This is a genomic window from Hyphococcus luteus (genome assembly GCF_002943565.1).
GTDB classification, from domain to species: domain Bacteria; phylum Pseudomonadota; class Alphaproteobacteria; order Caulobacterales; family Parvularculaceae; genus Hyphococcus; species Hyphococcus luteus.
Genome location: NZ_PJCH01000005.1, coordinates 967,696 through 985,906 on the forward strand (window position 1 = coordinate 967,696; position 18,211 = coordinate 985,906).

The following is an 18,211-nucleotide window of genomic DNA, read 5'->3' on the forward strand; positions in this document are numbered from 1 at the left end:
GGTTTGACCTTTCCGCTTCGCGGGAGCAGCGCTGATGTCTGCTGCGCTTAAATCCCCCGACGCCTGCCCCGCTCTTGTTCTGAATGCGGATTTTCGTCCCTTAAGCTATTTTCCTTTATCGCTCTGGTCATGGCAGGACACGCTGAAAGCGGTGTTTCTCGACCGCGTCGACGTGGTCGCGCAATATGACACCAAGGTGCATTCGGCCAAGTTCGAAATGCGCCTGCCTTCGGTGGTCTCGCTCCGGAATTATGTCAGCCATTCGCGCGCGCCGGCCTTTACGCGCTTCAACGTGTTCCTGCGCGACAGCTTCACCTGCCAGTATTGCGGCTCGAATGCGCGCGATCATTTAACCTTCGATCACGTCATTCCGCGCTCGCAGGGCGGGCGCACCACCTGGGAAAACATTGTCGCGGCCTGTTCGGGCTGCAACATCAAAAAGGGCGGACGCACCCCGCGCGAGGCGAAAATGTTCCCGGACCGCGCGCCGAAGCGGCCGAGCATGTTCGAGCTCAATGAGCGCGGGCGGGCCTTTCCGCCCCACTACCTGCATGAAAGCTGGCAGGATTTTCTCTATTGGGACTGCGAACTCGAGCCCTGATAGGGCTGTTGTCCCCCATGGCTGTTCTTTTGGCGTTCGCGTTGAGGCGGCGGCGGCCTTGGCCTATGATCATTGTCAATTCATTGAACTGGCGGGAGGATGCGTCCGATGAAAACCCTGTTTCACTCTTTTCCGGCTGTGCTGAAGCGCGGCCTCGTTGTGCTCGGCGTTCTGGCCGCCGGCGCCTGCGCTTATAACGAGACGCTCGGACGCAACCAGCTTCTGTTCGTTTCCCAGGGCCAGATGGCCCAGCTCGCAAGCTCGGCCTGGACCGATTTGAAAAAGCAGGAGCCGACCACCAGCGATCCGAAATATCTGAACCGGGTCAATCGGGTCGCACCCAAGATCATCCGGGCGGCCGGCGAGAATCCGGCGGAGTGGGAAGTCGAGGTTTTCAAGTCGGATCAGATCAACGCGTTTGCGCTGCCGGGCGGCAAGATCGGCATCTATACCGGCATTCTCGATCTCATGGACAATGACTCGCAAATCGCGGCGGTTCTCGGCCATGAAGTGGCGCATGTGAAATTCAACCATTCGGGCGAGCGCTACAGCCAGACGGCGGCGGCGCAAACGGCGCTCAGCGCTGGCGGCGCGCTTGTCGGCGACAGCCAGGTCGGCACGACTGCGCTTCAGGCGCTCGGGCTCGGGGCGCAATATGGCGTGCTTTTGCCCTTTTCGCGCAAGCACGAGCTCGAAGCCGATAAATTCGGGCTGCGCTACATGGCCCGGGCCGGCTACGACATGGATGAAGCCGTGCGCTTCTGGCAGAAAATGTCGGCCCAGAAAAACGGCGCGCCGCCGGAATTCATGTCGACTCACCCCTCGGACGCGACCCGCATCGCGCAGTTGAAACGCGAAATCCAGCTGATCCGCTCGGGTTCATGAACGCCTTGCGCCCCGCGCGCAAAATCCGGCCCGAAATCCGGCCCAAAATCCGGTCAGGGCCCGCTTGAAATAGCGCCCGCCCGCGCGTAGGTTCCGCGCCTCTCGAAAAGGGCCGCCTTAGCTCAGTAGGTTAGAGCGCTTGATTGTGGATCAAGAGGTCCCCCGTTCGAACCGGGGAGGCGGTACCATCCAGGCGGCGGCGTTTCATCGCGCCGGCCCGCTTGAGAAAAGAAAATCCAGAAACTTTTCAAGGGCTTGACCCGTTTCAGCGCGGGGCGTATGGCGGCGCGGCTGAGCGCCCGGCGCGGACGCCGCCGGCGCTTTAACAAATCCTTTCGCAAAAGCCGCCAATATCGCGCCCTCATGTGTTAGCTCTCGTAAAACCCTGGCCCGTCAAACCCCATGCGAATTGCCTTCCTGACGCCTCTCTGGCCCGTTTCTCTGGCGCAAAACGGCATTGCGACCTATGTCGATGCAATGCGCCGCGCGCTTGAGGCTGAGGGCCATGAATGCGTCGTCCTGGCGATGCGGCCGCTGGAAGAGCTTCGCGATCCGGGCGTTTTTGCCGTGCCCAAGCCGGCGCGCGGTTTCGTCGACAAGCAATTGAGCCGCATCAAGGGCGCACTCGACAGCCGTTTTTTCGATTACGGCTATGCGCAAGCTCGAGTGGCCCACGCGCTCGCCGAGCTCCATCGCCAGAAGCCGATCGATATTCTCGAAACGGAAGAGAGTTTCGGCATCCCTCTGGCTGCGGTCGGCGCTACCTCGGCATCGGTCGTCATCCGCTCCCACGGACCGCATTTCCTGGTCAAGCAGCCGCCGCATGACAGCCGCGACGCCAGGCGCATCCAGGAGGAGGGGCAGGCTTACGCCGCCGTCGACGCCGCTTCTTTTCCTTCAAAAGCGCTGCGCGACGCGGTGGCGGCGCGTTACGGGCTGACCTTTCAGGCGAGCGCCGCTTTTCCCAATCCCGTGGATATTCCGCCTTCGGGCGAGACCTGGACCCTTGACGGCTGCGAGCGCAACAAAATCCTGTTTGTCGGGCGCTTTGACTCGCTGAAGGGCGGCGATCTTGCGTTGAAAGCGTTCGATGCGTTGCTTGCGCGTTTTCCCGATGCGCGCCTCACCTTGGCCGGCGCCGATCACGGCGTCGCCGGGCCGGACGGGGCGCCGCAGAATTTTGCAGACTTTGCGCGGGCGAACCTGTCGGAAAAAGCGCGCTCGCAAATCGAGTTTCTTGGGCGCGTGCCGCATGAAGAAATCCCGGCCCTGCGCCGCAAGGCGCTCGTCAGCCTGTCCGCATCCTTGTTTGAAACGTTTTCCTATGCCGTTGCCGAGGCTTTGGCGCTGGGCGCGCCGGTCGTCACCAGCGCAACGGCGAGCCTTACGGAATACCTGACCCATGATGAAGAGGCGCTGTTCGCCCCGCCCGGCGATGCGGACGGATTGCGTGTGCAGCTTGAGCGCTGTCTCGCAGAGCCGGAATTCGCCGCCCGCATCGGCGCGGCCGGGCGGCGGACGGCGGAACGCATGTTCGCGCCGGCGGCTGTCGCCGCCGGTGCTCTCGATTTTTATCAGCATGTTCTTGAGACGGCGCAACGCCGGAAGAGGGCGCGCGCATGAGCTTCACCATCGTCGCCGTCATATTCACGGGGATCGCTGCTTCCTTCGCGTTGATTATGGCGAACCGGGAAGACCGCGGCATGACCGCCGCCATCGGCGCCGTTTGGGTGATCGCGGCCGCGATTGCGTTTAACCTGCCGGAGCGGTCATTGATTTTCGTCGCGCTTGGGTTTGTGCTTGCGATTGCGGGCGCCGCAAGCCCGCGCGGCGCCGTTATCCTTTATCTCGGCGTCCTGGCGGCGCTTCCCGTCAGCATGACATACAAGGTTCCGTTTCCGGGACTGAATTTTCTTATCTCGCTTGATCACATAAGGCTTGCGACGCTCGTTCTGCTCGGTCCGGTCTTTGTGCGGGCGATGTTCGAAAAGGCGCCGCGTGAGAATAGAAACATAGAGCGCCTCTTGTTGTTTTTCACCCTGCTGACCGGGGTGATGTCGATACGCGACCTTCCCTTTACCAGCATGATGCGAATGGTCACCTACCAATTCCTCCTGATTTACATGCCTTTTGTTGCTGTCAGCCGCACGCTGAAAACGAAAGAAGACATGAACCATGCGCTGTCGGCATTGTTTGCATCTTTCCTTATAATGGCCATGATTGGCGCGATCAGCGCGCTGCGGTCGTGGAATTATTATGCGGCGCTCGCCGATTATGGCAGCGGCAAGGATTATTTCGATTACAGGAACGGATTTCTCCGCGTTGGCGCGACGATGATGCCGGCATTGCTCGCCTTCACATGCGCCGGAGGGTTCTTGCTGGCGCTGCGCGCGCGCGCCCGGAAATTGATGCCGGCGCCTTTCTTTTTTGGCGCCGCCGCTATTTTCGCCTTCACTGCTTTCGCCACAGGCGCGCGCGGCGGCTGGCTTGCTGCTATTTTATGCGTTGTTACGTATTTCGTTTTCCTTCACGGCGGCGCCGTCATGCGCAAGCTTTATTACGCCACAGGCGTTATTATGATTCTGGCCGGTTTCTTCCTGATCTTCAGCGGAAGCAGCCTCTTGAATGACGAATACGGCACGTTCAGTTACAGGGCCGAGCTGATCCGCACCAGCGTGGAGCAGGTTAAGGTTCGTCCTCTTTTCGGGTCGAGCGCTATTTATGAATTGCCGAGTTTTCAGCATTTGCGACAGGGCGAAGGCATTATCGATCTGGTGAACGGATATGTCTTTATCGTTCTTTTCTATGGACTTGTGGGACTTGGCGTCTTTCTGGGAGTGAATTACCTGGCGATGAAGCGCGGGCTGAAGGAGCTAAGCCTGATGCCTGAAATGCGCGTTGCCGATCCTGTGCAACAGGACTTGCGGCGGGGACAGGCTTTTCTGCTCGCGCTGCAAGTCAGTTACCTGGCGCTTATCGCCACGATCAGCTTGGTCAACCAGCTTCCGAATTACGGTTATCTCATTCTGGCTCTTGTTGTCGCGCATGCGAATATGGCCTCCGCAGAGCGAAACGCTGCCGGACTGTCAAAGAGCGGCGCCGGTGAAGCGCCCCCGCTTGAGCCAGGCGAGTCAAATATAAAAGCGCCGCCGCTGCGCGATGCAGAGGCCAAGCCGGTTCCCTATGGAGCGAGATTTGTTCGCCGTTTCTAGTTTTCGCACATTCGCCGCCCGCATCCGGCCGGCGCTTGGGGACGGGTCGCAAGTCTTGATTGCGTCGCACGTAACGCGCATGGCGCTGCGCGTCGGCAGCAGCCTCATCGTGACGCGCCTGCTTGCGCCCGAGGCCTATGGCGTCATCGGCATCGTCAATTCCATCGCTTACATCTTGGGCATGGTCTCGGATATGGGGCTGCGCTCCTATGTGATTCGGCACGAAAACGGCGGCGACGAAGCTATGCAGACGGTCTGGACCGTTCGCCTGATCCGCAATTCGATTCTTTTTGCGATCATGTTTTTCGGCGCCGGAATTTTTGCCGATCTTTATAATTCACCGGAGGTTACGCTTGCGATCCGTGTTTGCGCATTCCCCTTTCTTCTGGATGGTTTGTGCAGCCTTTCCATCAATCTTACCGAACGCAATCGCGGCGTTATCAGGCTGACGGCGATCGACTTTGCAAAATTCCTCACTATGATGCTCACCACCATCGTGGCGGCGTATTTCCTGCGCACTTACTGGGCGATTGTCATCGCCATGTTGGTCAGCTCCGTCTTTGTCCTTATCGCCAGCTATACTCTGCTGAAAGGGCCGCCTATACGGTTCCGGCTCGATCCGGAGCATGTGCGCGATTTGTGGAAGTTCTGGCGGATTATCATTCCCGCCAGCATGATCACGATTTTGATGACCCAGGCGAACACCGTCGTCATGGCCCGGTATTTTCCCATCGCCGAGCTCGGAAAATTCACGATCGCCTCAACGCTCGCCATGGCGGCGGGGGGGCTGATCAGCGAATATGTCATACGGGTTTTCATGCCGCGGTTTGCCGCGGCTAATCGCGAAAACCCGGAAACCGCCAAAGACGTCTATTACGACGCCAAACGGAACATCGTCCTGCTTTTGGCCTTCGGCGTTGGCGGCCTTCTTGGCGGTGGGGAATTGCTGGTGCGCATTCTCTATAATGACCAATATCTCGGAGCGGGACTTTATCTCTCGCTTTTGTGCCTCCGGCTGCTCGGACAGCTTTACGGCGAGCCAGTGCAACAGGCGGTGGTGACGAAAGGGTTTGTCAGGGTCGCTCTCCACGCCAATATGATCCGTCTTTGCTGGATCATGCTTGCGGGGTTCGCTGCTTATATCCTGGCGGGGCCGCTGGCGCTGGTCGCCGCCTTGTGTCTCGCGGAACTCTCGGCGGTTCCTTATCTGCTCTGGCAGTTGAAGCGCTTCGGTCTCCTGCGCCTCAAGGAGGAGACGTTCATTCTGGGGGCCGCCGCTGCAGGGGCGGCGATCGGATTCGCCTGCTACGCCGGCGTCGAAGCGCTGATCGCCGCCGGGATCATCCCAAATTTCTAGGGCGCGGCGGCGCTGATTCGTTTCGGAAGCGAAGAAATGCCGATTTTTCGGGGTTTTCCGCCTGCAGAGCCTCTTCCCGGCCTTGGGAAATTGCCTAAAAACTATTTAAATCCTGAGGCTTGGAATTTTAAGAAACTTTCATTTCCCATCATATCTTCGCTCGTGCAGAAAAACCGCCGGTTAAGCCTTTCTCAGTGATCTCGCCCTATTTCAGGTTTTAGTTAACCTTAACGCGATCGCTGTCTTTTCCGGGGGAGCGGTTGACGTAAAGTCGCGGGTGCGTTCGATGTTCAGGCTTCAGGCGATCTTGTTGAGTGGCGCTGCGTTCTGGGCGGCCGCCGCCCCGACCGCCGCGGCGACGCCTGCAGATCCGAAATATTACGGCTCCCTCTATCCCGAAGACATGGTCGAGCCGGTGAACGAGGAAGTTTCCCGGCAGGCGCCCGTCCGGCGCCGGGACGCCGACCAGAGTCTCGTCAAGGCGCTCGGCGCGGCGGGGTATCTTGTGTCGACGCGATATGCGCCGGCGGATTTCGCCGCCGCCATCAAGCGCGCCATCGGCCGTCAGCCGGCCTATCATGCGCAGGCGAGCAATCTCGACGAAGCAAGCGCGCTTCGCCGCCAGGCGCGCTCCAGCCTTTATCCGCAGCTGTCCGCGCAGTTTCGCGGCGATTACGCCGTCTCGCGCAGTTTCGATGCGAATACGAACAATGTCGTTGAATCGCTGCGCCCGCGAGAACAGTTCACCGCCGGTGTTTCCGCTTCTCAGCTCATCTTCGACGGCGGCGCTGCGATCAACCGCATTCGCAGCGCCCGCGCCACCAGCGCCGAATATAAAAATGCGCTCAGCACACAGATCAATGACCTCGCCATGGCGGTCTTGACCGCCTATTACGATGTCGCCGCCCATCAGGCGCTGACCGCGTTCAGCAAGAGCTTCATCAGCCGCCAGGAAAAAATCCTTGAAGACGTGAAAGAGCGCGAGCGGCTGGGCGCCGGATCGAAGGCGGACATCACCCGCGCCAGGGCGCGTCTCGCCGCCGCCCGCGCGCGCCTTGCCGAGATCCGCGAAAGCATGCGCCTTGCCGAAATCCGGTATGAGGAGTTTTTCGGCGAAGCCCCGGAACAGCTGCGCCGCCCGGCGATTGCGGAGCCGGCGCTGTCAAACCGCAATGAAAGCGTGGCCGAGGCCCTCGAGAGCAACCCGGAAGTCGCCGCGGCCGAGGCCCGCGCCGATGCGCGCAAGGCGGATTTCAAGGCGGCGCGCGCCGCGCGCCTGCCTGAGGTGCGCCTCTCGGTTGATGCGGTGAAATACGATGTTTTCCAAACCGGCGATGATTTCGACGTGCGGGCCGGCGTCACCGTCAATTACGATATTTTCGGCGGCGGCGCCCGCGCTGCGGACATCGCCATCGCCCGCTCGCGCGCCAAACGCGAACGCTTCAACGAAGAACAAAAGCGCCAGGACGTGGCGCGCGAAGCGGCCATGGCCTTCGAGCGGGTGCGCGGCGCCGACGAGCGCCTCGCCGCGCTTGGTGAAGCGCTTGTCGCGCATGACATTACGCGCGAGCTTGTGCTCGAACGGTACAAATATTCCAGAGGCGATCTCATCGACGTTCTGCAGGCGGAAAGCGATTATTTCGAGGCGGGCGTCGATTATGTCATTGCGCTCTCGAGCAGCGACATGGCCGGCTACGCCCTGATGGAGCAGACCGGCGACCTCATCGGCCTGTTCTCGCCGCAGACCGAGTATGGGGACGAGCGATTGGGAGCGGCGCAATGAAAAAACCGTCCTTCCTGAAAGATCTCGCGCCGACCTCGCACTGGCTTTTCGGGCCGCTGCGCGATAATGCGAAAATCTACGGCCAGACCATTCTGGCGGCGACCATCGTCAATCTGCTTGGCCTCGTCTCGTCATTCTTCATCATGACGGTCTATGACCGCGTTCTGCCGAACCAGGCGATTGAATCGCTGATCGCGCTCACCATCGGCGTCATCCTCGCGCATGTTTTCGATTTCCTCTTAAAGTCCCTGCGCGGCTATTTCATCGACATCGCCGGCCAGCGGCTCGACGCGACCGTGGGCGCCAGCGTTTTCGACAATTTGATGGCGATGCGGCTCGATGCGCGCCGCGGCGCCACCGGCCAGATCGCCGGTCTCGTCAAGGAATTCGACAATCTCAGGGATTTCTTCTCTTCCGCGACCCTCGTCGCGATCGTCGATCTTCCTTTCATATTCCTTTTCATCGGCGCCATCGCCCTCGTTGGCGGGCCCATCGCGCTGGTGCCGCTCATCGGCGTTCTCGGCGCGATCATTTCCGGTGTCCTCATCCAGCCGCTGATCATGAAACGCACGCAAGAGGCGATGGCGGAAGGCCATCACAAGAATGCGGTGCTGATCGAAACCCTGGGCGGGCTCGAGACGATCAAGTCGGTGAAGGCCGAAGGGCTGATGCGCGCGCGCTGGCGTTCGGGCGTTGCGCGCCACGCCAAGATTTCCGCCATCGGCCGTTTCCTGAACCAGTTTGCGGTCAACGCCTCCGGTTTCGCCCAGCAGGCGAGCCAGGTCGGCGTGGTCGTCATCGGGGTTTTTCTTGTCGCCGGTCAGGAGATCACCACCGGCGCGCTCATCGCCAGCGTGATCCTCACCGGGCGCGCCATGGCCCCGCTCGGCCAGGTGGCGTCGCTGTTGAGCCGCGTCAGCGGCGCCATGGCCTCCTACAAGTCGCTCAACCATCTGATGACGTCGCAGAGCGAGACCGAAGCGGGCCGCGAATATCTCGCCCGGCCGGAGCTTAAAGGCAAAATCGAATTCCGCGACGTCAATTTCACGTATCCGGGAACGACCACAAAGGCGCTCGACGAAATCTCGTTCACGATTGAACCCGGAGAGCGCGTCGCCATTCTCGGCAAGAACGGGTCCGGCAAGAGCACGATCGTGCGCCAGATCACCGGCGTTTATCAGCCGACGGAAGGCTCCGTCCTCGTAGACGACACCGATGTGCGCCAGCTTCGTCCTGCGGATCTGCGCGCCAATATCGGCGCCGTGTTGCAGGACGTCTGCCTCTTCTCCGGCTCGATCCGCGAGAACATCGCCCTCGGCCTTGAAGGCGTGTCCGACGAAGACATTCTCGAAGCCGCGAGCATCGCCGGCGTTCATGAATTCGTGGGCGCCACGGCGGGCGGCTACGACCAGCGGCTCGCCGAACGCGGCGAGGGCCTTTCCGGCGGCCAGCGCCAGGCCATCGCGCTCGCCCGCGCGCTTGCGCCGAAACCGTCGATCCTGCTCATGGACGAGCCTTCAAGCTCCCTCGACGCGCAGGCCGAAGCCGCGCTCATCTCGCGGCTCGAAAAAGCCACGCAAGGCAAGACGCTGCTCGTCGTCACCCACCGCATGTCCATGGTCCGGCTTGTCGACCGCATCATCGTGCTGGACAAAGGGCGCATTCTTGTGGACGGGCCGCGCGACACGGTGATGCGCGCCATGGCTTCGGCGCGTGAATTGAAGACGCGCCGCATCGGCAATCCGAAGCTTGTTCCGTCTTCCGACACGAGGGCCGCTTAAGTCATGACCGGACGCGAGATGGCCCCCATCGATGTCGACGACGAGATGCCGATCGAACCGGCCAAGGCGGCGCAATATCTCCTTTATCTCATTGCGGCCTTCGTCATTGTGACGCTGACCTGGGCTTCGCTCGCCAAGCTCGACCGCGTGACGCGGGGGCAGGGCTGGGTCGTCACCTCGAACCAGTTGCAAGAGCTGCAATATCTCGAGGGCGGGATCGTCGAAGATATCCTGGTCTCCGCAGGCGACAAGGTTGAGGCGGGCGACATCCTCGTCAAACTCGACCCGACGCAGATGAACGTCAAATTCGCGCAGGGCCAGGACGGTTATAACGCCCTTTCGGCGAAGATCGCGCGGCTCGAAGCCGAAGCGGCCATGGAGCCGCTCGAATTTCCCGAAGCGCTCGTCAAGGCGGCGCCCCAGGCCGTCGCGAATGAGCGCCAGCTTTACGAGGCGCGGGCGGCCGAGCTCGACGCGTCGCTGGAGATCGAAGAGAAAAAACTCGACCAGCGCAAACGCGCGCTCGAGGACGCCCGCGTGTCATATGAGACCGCCAAGGAAGCGGCGGCCCTCGCGGCGGAAGAGCACAAGATCATGGAAACGCTCGTCGGCAAGGGCATTGAGCCGCAGGTCGAGTTGTTGCGCGCCCGCCAGCGCGATGCGTCCGCGCGGGGCGAAATGCAGCGCGCGGAAATCGCCGTCAGGCGCATCCAGCTTGAGATCGGCGAGGCGGAAGGCGAGGTCCAGCGCATCCGCAAGACCTTCGCCGCAAAGGCGGCGGACGAGCTTAATGAGACCAAGGGCGATCTTGAAGACCTGAAAGGCGAATTGCCGGCGCTTCGGGACAAGGTGGCGCGCACCGATGTGCGCGCGCCGGTCGCGGGCGTCGTCAACCGGGTTCTCGTTTCCACTATCGGCGGCGTCGTTTCGCCCGGCGAAACCATTGTCGAGTTGGTGCCGAGCGAGGACACGCTGCTCGTCGAGGCGAAGATCAAGCCTTCCGATATCGGCTTTCTGCATATCGGACAGGAGGCGCGGGTTTCGATCAGCGCTTATGATTCTTCCGTTTACGGGCAGCTCGACGGGGTCATCGAAAATATCAGCCCCGACGCCATCGAGGACGAAAAAACCGGCGAACGGTTTTACAATATCACTGTGCGGACCACGGCGGAAAAAATCAAAAGCAATCGCGGCGATCTGCAGATATTGCCCGGCATGGCGGCCGAAGTGGCGGTGCTGAACGGCAAGCGGTCGGTGCTCGCTTATATCGTCAAGCCGATGAATGTGGTTTCCCAAAAGGCCCTGCGGGACAAGTAAGCCTAGCGGGTTTTGAGGCGGGTGCGGATGTCCGCCTCCCGGCGCATCATTTTCAATGGCGACCAGGTGAGGGCGCGCGCAATGTCTGCGACGCTCGCTTCGCGGGCGCGCTGGCGCGCTTTTCGCCGCTCCCATATCTCCGGCAGGCCTTTGGCGGCGTCCTTCATGGCGCGCAAATACGAGCCCGCGCCGCCGGAAACCGTGAACCGGCCGAGCAGGTAGAGATTGAGGAGCAGGTGAAACGGCGCCGTCAGGACGAGCAGCGGCAAGGGCATGTTGAGGACGTAAGTCCAGACCCGGTTGCGGTGGCCGTGGTAGAGCGTGAAGTCGCTTTCCTTGCCGGTGACGCCCGATCCTTCGTGAAGCACGACAGCTTTGGGCGCCTGCATGGCGCCGCCGCCGGAAAGGCGCAGTTTGAAGCCGAGATCGGCGTCTTCGGCGTAGCAGAAGAACCGTTCTTCAAAACCGCCGAGCCTGTCGAACGTTGCTTTGCGGTAGAACGCCGCCGCGCCGCAGGGCGCGAAGCATTCGCCTTCCGGCGGCAGTTTGTCTTTCGGCCAGGCGTAACAGCCGCGCCAGGAAACGCCGAAAGCGTGATAGGCGTCGCCGGCGCCGTCGATGCGATCCGGGCGGGCCGCGTCGAGCTGGGTCGAGCCGAAGGCGTCGATTTCCGGATGACGCGCCGCGGCGGCGAGAAATTCCGAAAGCCAGTCCGGTTCGGCGTAAGCGTCCGGGTTTAAAAAGGCGAGCCATTCGCCTTGGGCGCTTTTGGCGGCGAGATTGTTTCCCGCCGCAAAGCCGAGATTGCCGCCCGCCTCGATCAGCGTCACTGCGCCGTCGTCGCGCGCGAAAGCCGCCGAGCCGTCCGAGGACGCGTTGTCGATGACGATGGTTTCGAAATCCCGAAAATCTTGCGCCTTCAGACAGTCGACGCAGCGCCGAAGGCGCGCGCCCGAATTGTAATTGACGATGATGACCGAGATGTGCGGCGCCATGGGAGTCCTTTATCGCGCGCCGCGCCCAGAGGCAATTTCACGCCCGGCGCGGCGGTTTGCGGCAATCTTGCATGCGAGAGAGCCTAGGCCGCGTTTGGGCCGTTGCAGCGCCGATGATGCGTCCGCCGATACAGCGGCCGCCTTACGCGTCCGTTTTCGGCTTGATGGTTTCGACATCGCGCACGAGCTTTTCATAGCTCACTGTCGGATCTTTCGTGCGTTCATCGGGCAGGGATCCGGCGATCACGCTTTCCATTCGGTCCAGCGAATAGCATAGCCGCTCCAGGCTGGCGTTGATTGGCTGGCGCAAATGAGCGATAAGTCATGATCCTGCACTGTTCTCACCGTCTGGAGTGAGCGCAGCTATCATCGACTGAACTGAAGGCATTATAATTCGAATGTTTTTCTTTATAGGATCATCACGGACCGGATCAACATGGCTTGCGCGTGCGCTAAAACAGCATAAGCAGATTAGGATGCCTGTGAACAAACCGGCATTGATTGCCTATAGCGCCGACAGTGCATTAGTTTTTGCAGCAAAGAGGCAATTAGTGTAGCGGTGCTGGAATATCAAAATGGTGCCTTATGACGACAAATGAAAAAATACTTCTGGCCAACGATGCTGCTATGCGGGAGCGAAAGAATGTCACGCCCACAACCACAAAAGATATGCTCGAATTGCGTCATAAGTATCCATACAGGGGGTTCGTAACTTGTAAGGCTGGGGGCGTAGAGTTTGCGCTCTTCTGCAATAATGACGAGCTGACGGCTCTGCATTTTTTCTGGCTGAAAGATTATGAATATGAGCCTTGCTCGCTGAATGTATGGTCTAATCTTTCTAAACGCAGTGCTAAAATCGCCGATATCGGCGGGCACGTTGGTGTCTATTCAATCGTAGCAGCGCTATCTAACCCTTCCGCTGAAATCATTGCTTTCGAGCCGATTGATTATATCTATGCCCGCCTCTTGCTGAACGCATTCACTAATGGTGTTAAAAATATTGATGCGCGCGCCTTGGGCATATCTGACAATGCGGGCTGGACTGAAATCAATCTGCGATTCGGTCCGCAGACGCTATCCAGCGGATCTTCAATTGAGATGCGGCACAATCTTCCCAGCACCGCAAGCAAGAAGCCTATTTTCATCACCACGATTGACGAGCAGTTTCGCGATGCGGCTGTTGATCTGATGAAAGTCGATATTGAAGGCCATGAAATAGCCGCTTTGCGAGGGGGCGCGCATGTGATTGAGCGGGACAAGCCGTCGGTGCTATGCGAGGTTTTGCCCTCGGAGGTGAAAGAAGGAGAGGTCTTCACTTGGTTCGCCGAGCGCAACTATGAATGTTATTCCATTCACGAGGAAACTAATACGGTTGATCCATTCGAATGGCGCGGCGAACTTCCGGCGGGTGTTTTGAATTACCTATTTTTAAATCGGTCTCGTGATATTGCCCTCTCCAGTATCGTGTGAATTTGGCGTTGGGGGCTCTTTTTGGGAAATTGACGAGGAGGGGACTGCCTCACGTGACCGGCGGATTACCCGGTTTTTTCCTTGATGCTTTTTAGTGCGCTTTGCAGTTCTTCATTGTACGGATTAAGGCGAAGTGCGTGGCGAAGTTTTTTGAGAGCGAGATCGGGGTTATCTTTCGCCTCGACAAGCGCTTCTGCATGCAGTGCCCGAACAAGATGGGCCTGACTTTCATTAGTGAGGTCGGACACAAGAAGCGCGAGCGATTCTATGGTTTTAGGCTCGAGCGCAAGAGGGGGGTCTTCCCTTGGCGCGACTGGGGCGAACTCGAAATTGAACTCGTTCTTCAGCCACGCCAGATCGGTCGAAATCGCTTCCTGCATTGTTTCCTTTAAATCGTCGGGCAGCGAAAAGCGGCTTCCCTTGATCTTCTTGAAGGTGCTGTAATCGTTGATTGAACGGTTTGGGGCGACGGCTCCTTCTTTCATGTAGGGACGGACCTCGTTCAATTTGCTCAAGAGAGCGGCCGCGACATAGGACATGCTCTCGTTCGATTTTTTCTGCTGAAAGGCGTATATCTCTTCATCGATGTTCAGCAGGCGGCAAATATCGCCAACGATGCTGCCTCTTTCTTTCGCGGCGAGTCCGAAATCCCGCAAAATGAGCGCATCATGTCCGAATGTTTCTAACCAAGGCGCGATCCTCTTTTCATAAGAAACCAGGGGAGGAGCATTGTGAATATCTTGCAAAGTTTTTCCGCCGGTCAGGCTTTGCTGCGCCCCGCTGGACGCCCAGTCAAGGGGATGCCTGAGGTAGGCGATGACCAGATATTTGGAGTATTGTCTATTCAACAGTTCTTTAAATTTTTTGACCTCGTCTGCCCGAAGGGCCGACAACCCTTCCGCCGAGATCATGAAATGCATGCCTTGGGCCGCCTCTAAATCCTGCCAAAGGTCGGCCAAGTATGACTCATTCTGTTTCTTGGCAAGTTCCGGCGTGTTGGCTCCTCGTATGATATTGCCCAAATATTTTTCCGGATGAGACTGAAAAAGCGATCTGAGCGGGGGCGTATAATTTGGCCATTTGCTTGAACAATAAATTCCATACTGTTCAGCTAACAAATCGCGTTGTTCGACGGTTAGCACCTGCCAGGAACTGGAGCCGGTTTTGTGAACGCCTATATGGAGAATGCATGTCGGTTCGGAAAGCGGCGCGGCTCGCTCTGTCATCCTCAGTTCCTCCTAAAGCGCCTTTAACAAACCGTCTGCCGCATTTGCGCGTGGAGAACTCTCTGGAGAGTGAGCTTTGCACGTACCCGCACCAGCGACAGGCCATTTTATAGATTGTTCTAAATGCGTGAAGCTAAATTTTGCGCCACAGGTTTGAAACCACAAAGGAATAGGCTTCTTCCGCAAGGAGGTTGGGATGGCTTTTCTCCCCAAACCAGTCAAGGCTAATGTCCTTGGCGGTGAAGCGGCCCGTCTTCTTGATTGCGTTAACTACAGACGGGGGAAAAACGTCCCTTTCGGCAAGTTTTGACATGCTGGTGATGCGACCCTCTTCTTCGGGCGCATAGTTTGCTGCTTTGCGCACTAACGCACGAAGGTGAGACCGTGATTTAGTAAAACACTTTGTCGAAGTGTCGAAACCTGCAACGGCGAGAATATAAACTAGGAGCGGCAAATTGAAGCTGGTTATGTGGCCCGACGACATGGTGAGGCCGATTTCCGGAACGGTCAGAAACAAGGTCCCGTTCTCGCAGAGCATCTTCCGCCAAGAAATGAGAGCACCGATCGGATCGGGAATATGTTCAAGGCAGTGGTGGGACCAAACTGCATCAAAGACGGCGTCGCCGACATCGTCCGGTTTCATCCACTTCAGGTCGTAAGCGGGTTTAAGGTAATCGATGCAGGTAACGTCAAGGCCAAGCTGCGAAAAGACGAACGCTTGATGCCCCGGACCCGATCCCGTATCTGCGATCGTGCTGATGCCGTCAAATTGTATCTTTTCGATAAACTCCATCGCGCTTCGGAATTGGAGAAGGTCATGATCGCTTTCCGCCAAGAGGCCGCGATCTTTCCATTCAGGCACTATGTCCGGCATACGTTGTCTCCTAGTTCGCGTATTTCTTGATTGCATCTTCGAAAGGCATATAGTCGACATAAGGCCGGATAAGCGATTTTTCGCTGCATGAAAGCAACCGCCTTGAGTTCTTTTTAAAAACCCGGGCGGCGTTGGCGATATTCCACAATTGCACATTCAGCATCTTGTCAACGGGCTGTGGCTTCTCTTCGTCATAAAACCGCTTATTTTCGAAAATATACGATAAATCGGTTCCAAGCATGATAACCGGATCGCATCCGCACCAAAAGGCGAATTGCACCGCGAGCATCGTTGACGTGCAGCCGAAAAAATAACCATTCGCCAAATCGGTTGAAAAGCCGTTCCGGCCCAGGCTGTAAACATATAAAGTCCGTAAGCGCTCTTGATAAACGTCGATCGGGCGACATTTGTCGCGGACAATGCGTGGTATGTCCTTGTCGAGCTGAGCGGATGTGAGCGCCTGATTCTCCGGGCTGGATAAAAACCTTTCGTCAGACGTGACGAAATACTGCGACGCGCAATTGGTTTCATTCAAAAGCCGGACGGCTCCATTGACGAACAGGCCGACGCCATTTGCAATCAACGACAGGTCGAGCGGCTTTATGCTCGGGCCGGACGAAACGATCCAGGCCGCAACACCTTTGTGGAGATTGTGAAAATCTTTAGCGGATGGCCCGATATGCTTCGTCATAACGCTGAATCAGTTTCGCTGGCGGCAGGAATTCTTTGCTATAGGCGAGTGATGCTTCCGCTATTTCAGCCAGGCGGGCGTGGTTCTCCAATAGCTCTGAAAGCGCTTTTTCAACATTTGCTTCATTCATGATCACAAAAGGCGGGCGCTTTTTGGTTTTTGTCCAGCCCCGCATCACCTGAATGGAAAATTCGTCGCTTCCGTTGATCACGACATTTCCGCAGAGCAGTCCTTCAAGGGAAATCTGATGGAAGCCGCCTGTTGTTATTTCGTCAATCGTAATGTTCATGCGCTTTCTGAGTTCGCCGAGCTGGTATGGCAGAATTGGGCTTTTGAGATCATATATTTCCGCCAGTCCCTGCGCTTCAATTTTGGATAATGCTTCATCGAGCGCTGGCGACACCTTTGTTCCCCACCGACCGTCTCTGCGATGGCTTGGGCTGTACAGCACCTTCAAGCATTCACCAATAGAGGCGGGGGAGTCGGGGGGCGAAATCGGAATAAGGTTCGGCATCGGCATAGCTTCAGGATAGAGGCGCGGCCATATCTGGCCGACAACAAAAAATGCTGACCAGTCGAAGCGGAAATCGTCCATCCGTCGGAAATAGAGCGGGCCTTCACGAAGCGGGGAGTGTACGTGATATATAAACTTTGCAGTCGGACGCAGGTCCAAAATCCGTTGTTCCGTCGCAAAGGAACACTGATTATGGATATGGATAATGTCAGCCGATCGAATGGCCTCGTCAAACAAGAGCATTAGCGCGGGGTTGTCGTAATCGATGTGAAGGCTTGTGCTTGTAAAAAAATTAGTCAGCGGTTCGGGATAGTCATTTTCAAAAAAATGAAGCGAGTGGCAATCGAGATGGTCCCGGATTGCAGCGCTGAGACGCGCGGGGGCGCCAACGAGTGGGGTTTTAGATATGTGAATTATCGTTTTCATACCGAACGTCTATCCGCGCGCCGTCGAGCAGTGCAATTTCCAGAAAGTCTGCAATCGTATTGGGAAATCCCTGAATTAGATTGCTGTAGCGATATATTTGTTGTTCCGTGCAGAGAATATTCGACACTGATTTGGAGATGTCCCGCAAGTAATCGCGAAATGCGCCGTCACAGGCGGGAGCTGATTCAGGGTCGCAGCTCAGGATGAGTGCGATATCGTGATTTTCTGGATTGTCAGGATCGAGTTTTTCTTCCGGAGAAAGCGGAGGACCGTGAATGGGGGCGAGTATGTTGAAATCTTTCGGCGCAAATTCGGCGAGCGTATCCACCAGCGCCAAATAAGCCGCCATTGGCGTGGCCGCCTTGACAAATCGCCGAATAGGCCGGCGCCCTGCATTAAATATGTCTATTTCCGGCGCGATTATGATATCCGAAAAGGATGGGTCGAAGGTAATTTGTTCTGTTGAAAAGTCATCTGTGTAAATGCTGATGACGATGCCGTATGCGGAAATGCTTCTAAGAGTTTCGGTTAGGGGGAAGCGCTGATTGATAGAAATTATATATTTGAAGTTTTGGAGGAATTCCAAAGATTCTTTATGGAACCGTTGAAGGAAGCGTGTCGGCTCCCGTTTGGTGCTTGCTATCGGTTTCGGTTCGTCTCGAAGTTGTATGCGATATAAATGCTGTCCGGTTAGAGAATAGCTTCTTGGCTCATTTGCTTGGATAAGCCGCTGTAATTGAATTTCGTCTTTTGTCAGCGGTTCGCGGCGCTGCACGAGCAGGGCGGAGTGGGCTTTCGACGGTAAAAAGCTGCTGTCGAACGAAATCCCCCTATCGTCCCAATAGTCAATCTTCGACACGATATTGTAGGGATATTGCTTGTTGTCGGCCTTGCCTTTTTGAGCGTGAGGTTTCGCTCTTACCCGTTGTAAGAGCTTGTTATAGCTTCTTAGTACGAATGCTTTTGATTTTTTGATTAATTTAAGCGCAAGCGTCTCGGGCTTGTCCGGCCTTTCGGTATTCATTCGCCATTCCCCGTACGCGCAGAAATCTGATCCGGCTGGTTGCTTGCGCTCACGG

The 18,211-nt window shown here is 57.5% G+C and carries 15 protein-coding genes and 1 tRNA gene; 10 read left to right on the forward strand and 6 right to left on the reverse strand.

The window, feature by feature from the left end; translation table 11 throughout:
- Positions 1-34: 34 nt before the first annotated feature.
- From CW354_RS09630 to CW354_RS09670, 9 genes are all read left to right on the forward strand, one after another.
- Positions 35-601, forward strand: coding sequence for an HNH endonuclease (locus CW354_RS09630; RefSeq protein WP_104829779.1), 567 nt, complete (start codon positions 35-37; stop codon positions 599-601).
- A gap of 108 nt (positions 602-709) precedes the next feature.
- A complete protein-coding gene (locus tag CW354_RS09635) occupies positions 710-1,486 on the forward strand; it encodes a M48 family metallopeptidase (RefSeq protein WP_104829780.1) in 777 nt (258 codons plus the stop codon).
- A gap of 111 nt (positions 1,487-1,597) precedes the next feature.
- Positions 1,598-1,674 (forward strand) — tRNA-His (locus CW354_RS09640).
- A gap of 214 nt (positions 1,675-1,888) precedes the next feature.
- Positions 1,889-3,109: a glycosyltransferase family 4 protein gene (locus CW354_RS09645; RefSeq protein WP_104829781.1), complete on the forward strand. Its 1,221-nt coding sequence runs from the start codon at positions 1,889-1,891 to the stop codon at positions 3,107-3,109.
- Positions 3,106-4,698 carry an O-antigen ligase family protein gene (locus CW354_RS09650; protein ID WP_104829782.1) on the forward strand — a complete coding sequence of 531 codons (1,593 nt, stop codon included), beginning with the start codon at positions 3,106-3,108 and terminating at the stop codon, positions 4,696-4,698. The genes CW354_RS09645 and CW354_RS09650 overlap by 4 nt, the downstream gene beginning before the upstream one ends.
- The gene (locus CW354_RS09655) at positions 4,682-6,055 is read left to right on the forward strand and encodes an oligosaccharide flippase family protein (protein WP_165793625.1); all 1,374 of its coding nucleotides are present in this window, start codon (positions 4,682-4,684) and stop codon (positions 6,053-6,055) included. Before CW354_RS09650 ends, CW354_RS09655 begins: the two co-directional genes overlap by 17 nt.
- A 310-nt stretch (positions 6,056-6,365) precedes the next feature.
- On the forward strand, positions 6,366-7,838 hold the full coding sequence (locus CW354_RS09660) for a TolC family protein (RefSeq protein WP_165793626.1): 1,473 nt from the start codon (positions 6,366-6,368) through the stop codon (positions 7,836-7,838).
- A complete protein-coding gene (locus CW354_RS09665; protein ID WP_104829785.1) occupies positions 7,835-9,619 on the forward strand; it encodes a type I secretion system permease/ATPase in 1,785 nt (594 codons plus the stop codon). The genes CW354_RS09660 and CW354_RS09665 overlap by 4 nt, the downstream gene beginning before the upstream one ends.
- A gap of 3 nt (positions 9,620-9,622) precedes the next feature.
- Positions 9,623-10,936, forward strand: coding sequence for an HlyD family type I secretion periplasmic adaptor subunit (locus CW354_RS09670; protein ID WP_104829786.1), 1,314 nt, complete (start codon positions 9,623-9,625; stop codon positions 10,934-10,936).
- A 2-nt stretch (positions 10,937-10,938) separates the two neighbouring features.
- On the opposite strand, the gene CW354_RS09675 is transcribed toward CW354_RS09670, so the two are convergent.
- The gene (locus CW354_RS09675) at positions 10,939-11,931 is read right to left on the reverse strand and encodes a glycosyltransferase family 2 protein (protein ID WP_104829787.1); all 993 of its coding nucleotides are present in this window, start codon (positions 11,929-11,931) and stop codon (positions 10,939-10,941) included.
- A gap of 585 nt (positions 11,932-12,516) precedes the next feature.
- On the opposite strand from CW354_RS09675, the gene CW354_RS09680 reads away from it, so the two are divergent.
- Positions 12,517-13,401 carry an FkbM family methyltransferase gene (locus tag CW354_RS09680; protein ID WP_104829788.1) on the forward strand — a complete coding sequence of 295 codons (885 nt, stop codon included), beginning with the start codon at positions 12,517-12,519 and terminating at the stop codon, positions 13,399-13,401.
- Between the two features lie 65 nt (positions 13,402-13,466).
- Here CW354_RS09680 and CW354_RS09685 read toward each other — a convergent pair whose 3' ends face one another.
- The 5 genes from CW354_RS09685 to CW354_RS09705 form a co-directional block, all read right to left on the reverse strand.
- Positions 13,467-14,627 (reverse strand): hypothetical protein, encoded by a 1,161-nt coding sequence (locus CW354_RS09685; protein WP_104829789.1) that lies wholly within the window; start codon positions 14,625-14,627, stop codon positions 13,467-13,469.
- A gap of 133 nt (positions 14,628-14,760) precedes the next feature.
- Positions 14,761-15,501, reverse strand: a complete 741-nt coding sequence (locus CW354_RS09690; protein ID WP_104829790.1) for a class I SAM-dependent methyltransferase — start codon at positions 15,499-15,501, stop codon at positions 14,761-14,763.
- A 10-nt stretch (positions 15,502-15,511) separates the two neighbouring features.
- Entirely contained in the window at positions 15,512-16,192 is a 681-nt protein-coding gene (locus CW354_RS09695) for a 6-hydroxymethylpterin diphosphokinase MptE-like protein (RefSeq protein ID WP_104829791.1), read from the reverse strand.
- Positions 16,164-17,132 carry a hypothetical protein gene (locus tag CW354_RS23060; protein ID WP_133162259.1) on the reverse strand — a complete coding sequence of 323 codons (969 nt, stop codon included), beginning with the start codon at positions 17,130-17,132 and terminating at the stop codon, positions 16,164-16,166. The genes CW354_RS09695 and CW354_RS23060 overlap by 29 nt, the downstream gene beginning before the upstream one ends.
- Entirely contained in the window at positions 17,107-18,156 is a 1,050-nt protein-coding gene (locus CW354_RS09705) for a hypothetical protein (protein WP_104829793.1), read from the reverse strand. Before CW354_RS09705 ends, CW354_RS23060 begins: the two co-directional genes overlap by 26 nt.
- Positions 18,157-18,211: the final 55 nt, after the last annotated feature.

Excerpts from the sequence above, each read along its gene's own strand:
- CW354_RS09645 (WP_104829781.1), top strand. The coding sequence starts at position 1,889 with ATGCGAATTGCCTTCCTGACGCCTCTCTGGCCCGTTTCTCTGGCGCAA.
- CW354_RS09695 (WP_104829791.1), bottom strand. The coding sequence starts at position 16,192 with ATGACGAAGCATATCGGGCCATCCGCTAAAGATTTTCACAATCTCCAC.
- CW354_RS23060 (WP_133162259.1), bottom strand. The coding sequence starts at position 17,132 with ATGAAAACGATAATTCACATATCTAAAACCCCACTCGTTGGCGCCCCC.
- CW354_RS09690 (WP_104829790.1), bottom strand. The coding sequence starts at position 15,501 with ATGCCGGACATAGTGCCTGAATGGAAAGATCGCGGCCTCTTGGCGGAA.
- CW354_RS09680 (WP_104829788.1), top strand. The coding sequence starts at position 12,517 with ATGACGACAAATGAAAAAATACTTCTGGCCAACGATGCTGCTATGCGG.
- CW354_RS09635 (WP_104829780.1), top strand. The coding sequence starts at position 710 with ATGAAAACCCTGTTTCACTCTTTTCCGGCTGTGCTGAAGCGCGGCCTC.
- CW354_RS09650 (WP_104829782.1), top strand. The coding sequence starts at position 3,106 with ATGAGCTTCACCATCGTCGCCGTCATATTCACGGGGATCGCTGCTTCC.
- CW354_RS09665 (WP_104829785.1), top strand. The coding sequence starts at position 7,835 with ATGAAAAAACCGTCCTTCCTGAAAGATCTCGCGCCGACCTCGCACTGG.
- CW354_RS09705 (WP_104829793.1), bottom strand. The coding sequence starts at position 18,156 with ATGAATACCGAAAGGCCGGACAAGCCCGAGACGCTTGCGCTTAAATTA.
- CW354_RS09685 (WP_104829789.1), bottom strand. The coding sequence starts at position 14,627 with ATGACAGAGCGAGCCGCGCCGCTTTCCGAACCGACATGCATTCTCCAT.
- CW354_RS09675 (WP_104829787.1), bottom strand. The coding sequence starts at position 11,931 with ATGGCGCCGCACATCTCGGTCATCATCGTCAATTACAATTCGGGCGCG.
- CW354_RS09630 (WP_104829779.1), top strand. The coding sequence starts at position 35 with ATGTCTGCTGCGCTTAAATCCCCCGACGCCTGCCCCGCTCTTGTTCTG.
- CW354_RS09670 (WP_104829786.1), top strand. The coding sequence starts at position 9,623 with ATGACCGGACGCGAGATGGCCCCCATCGATGTCGACGACGAGATGCCG.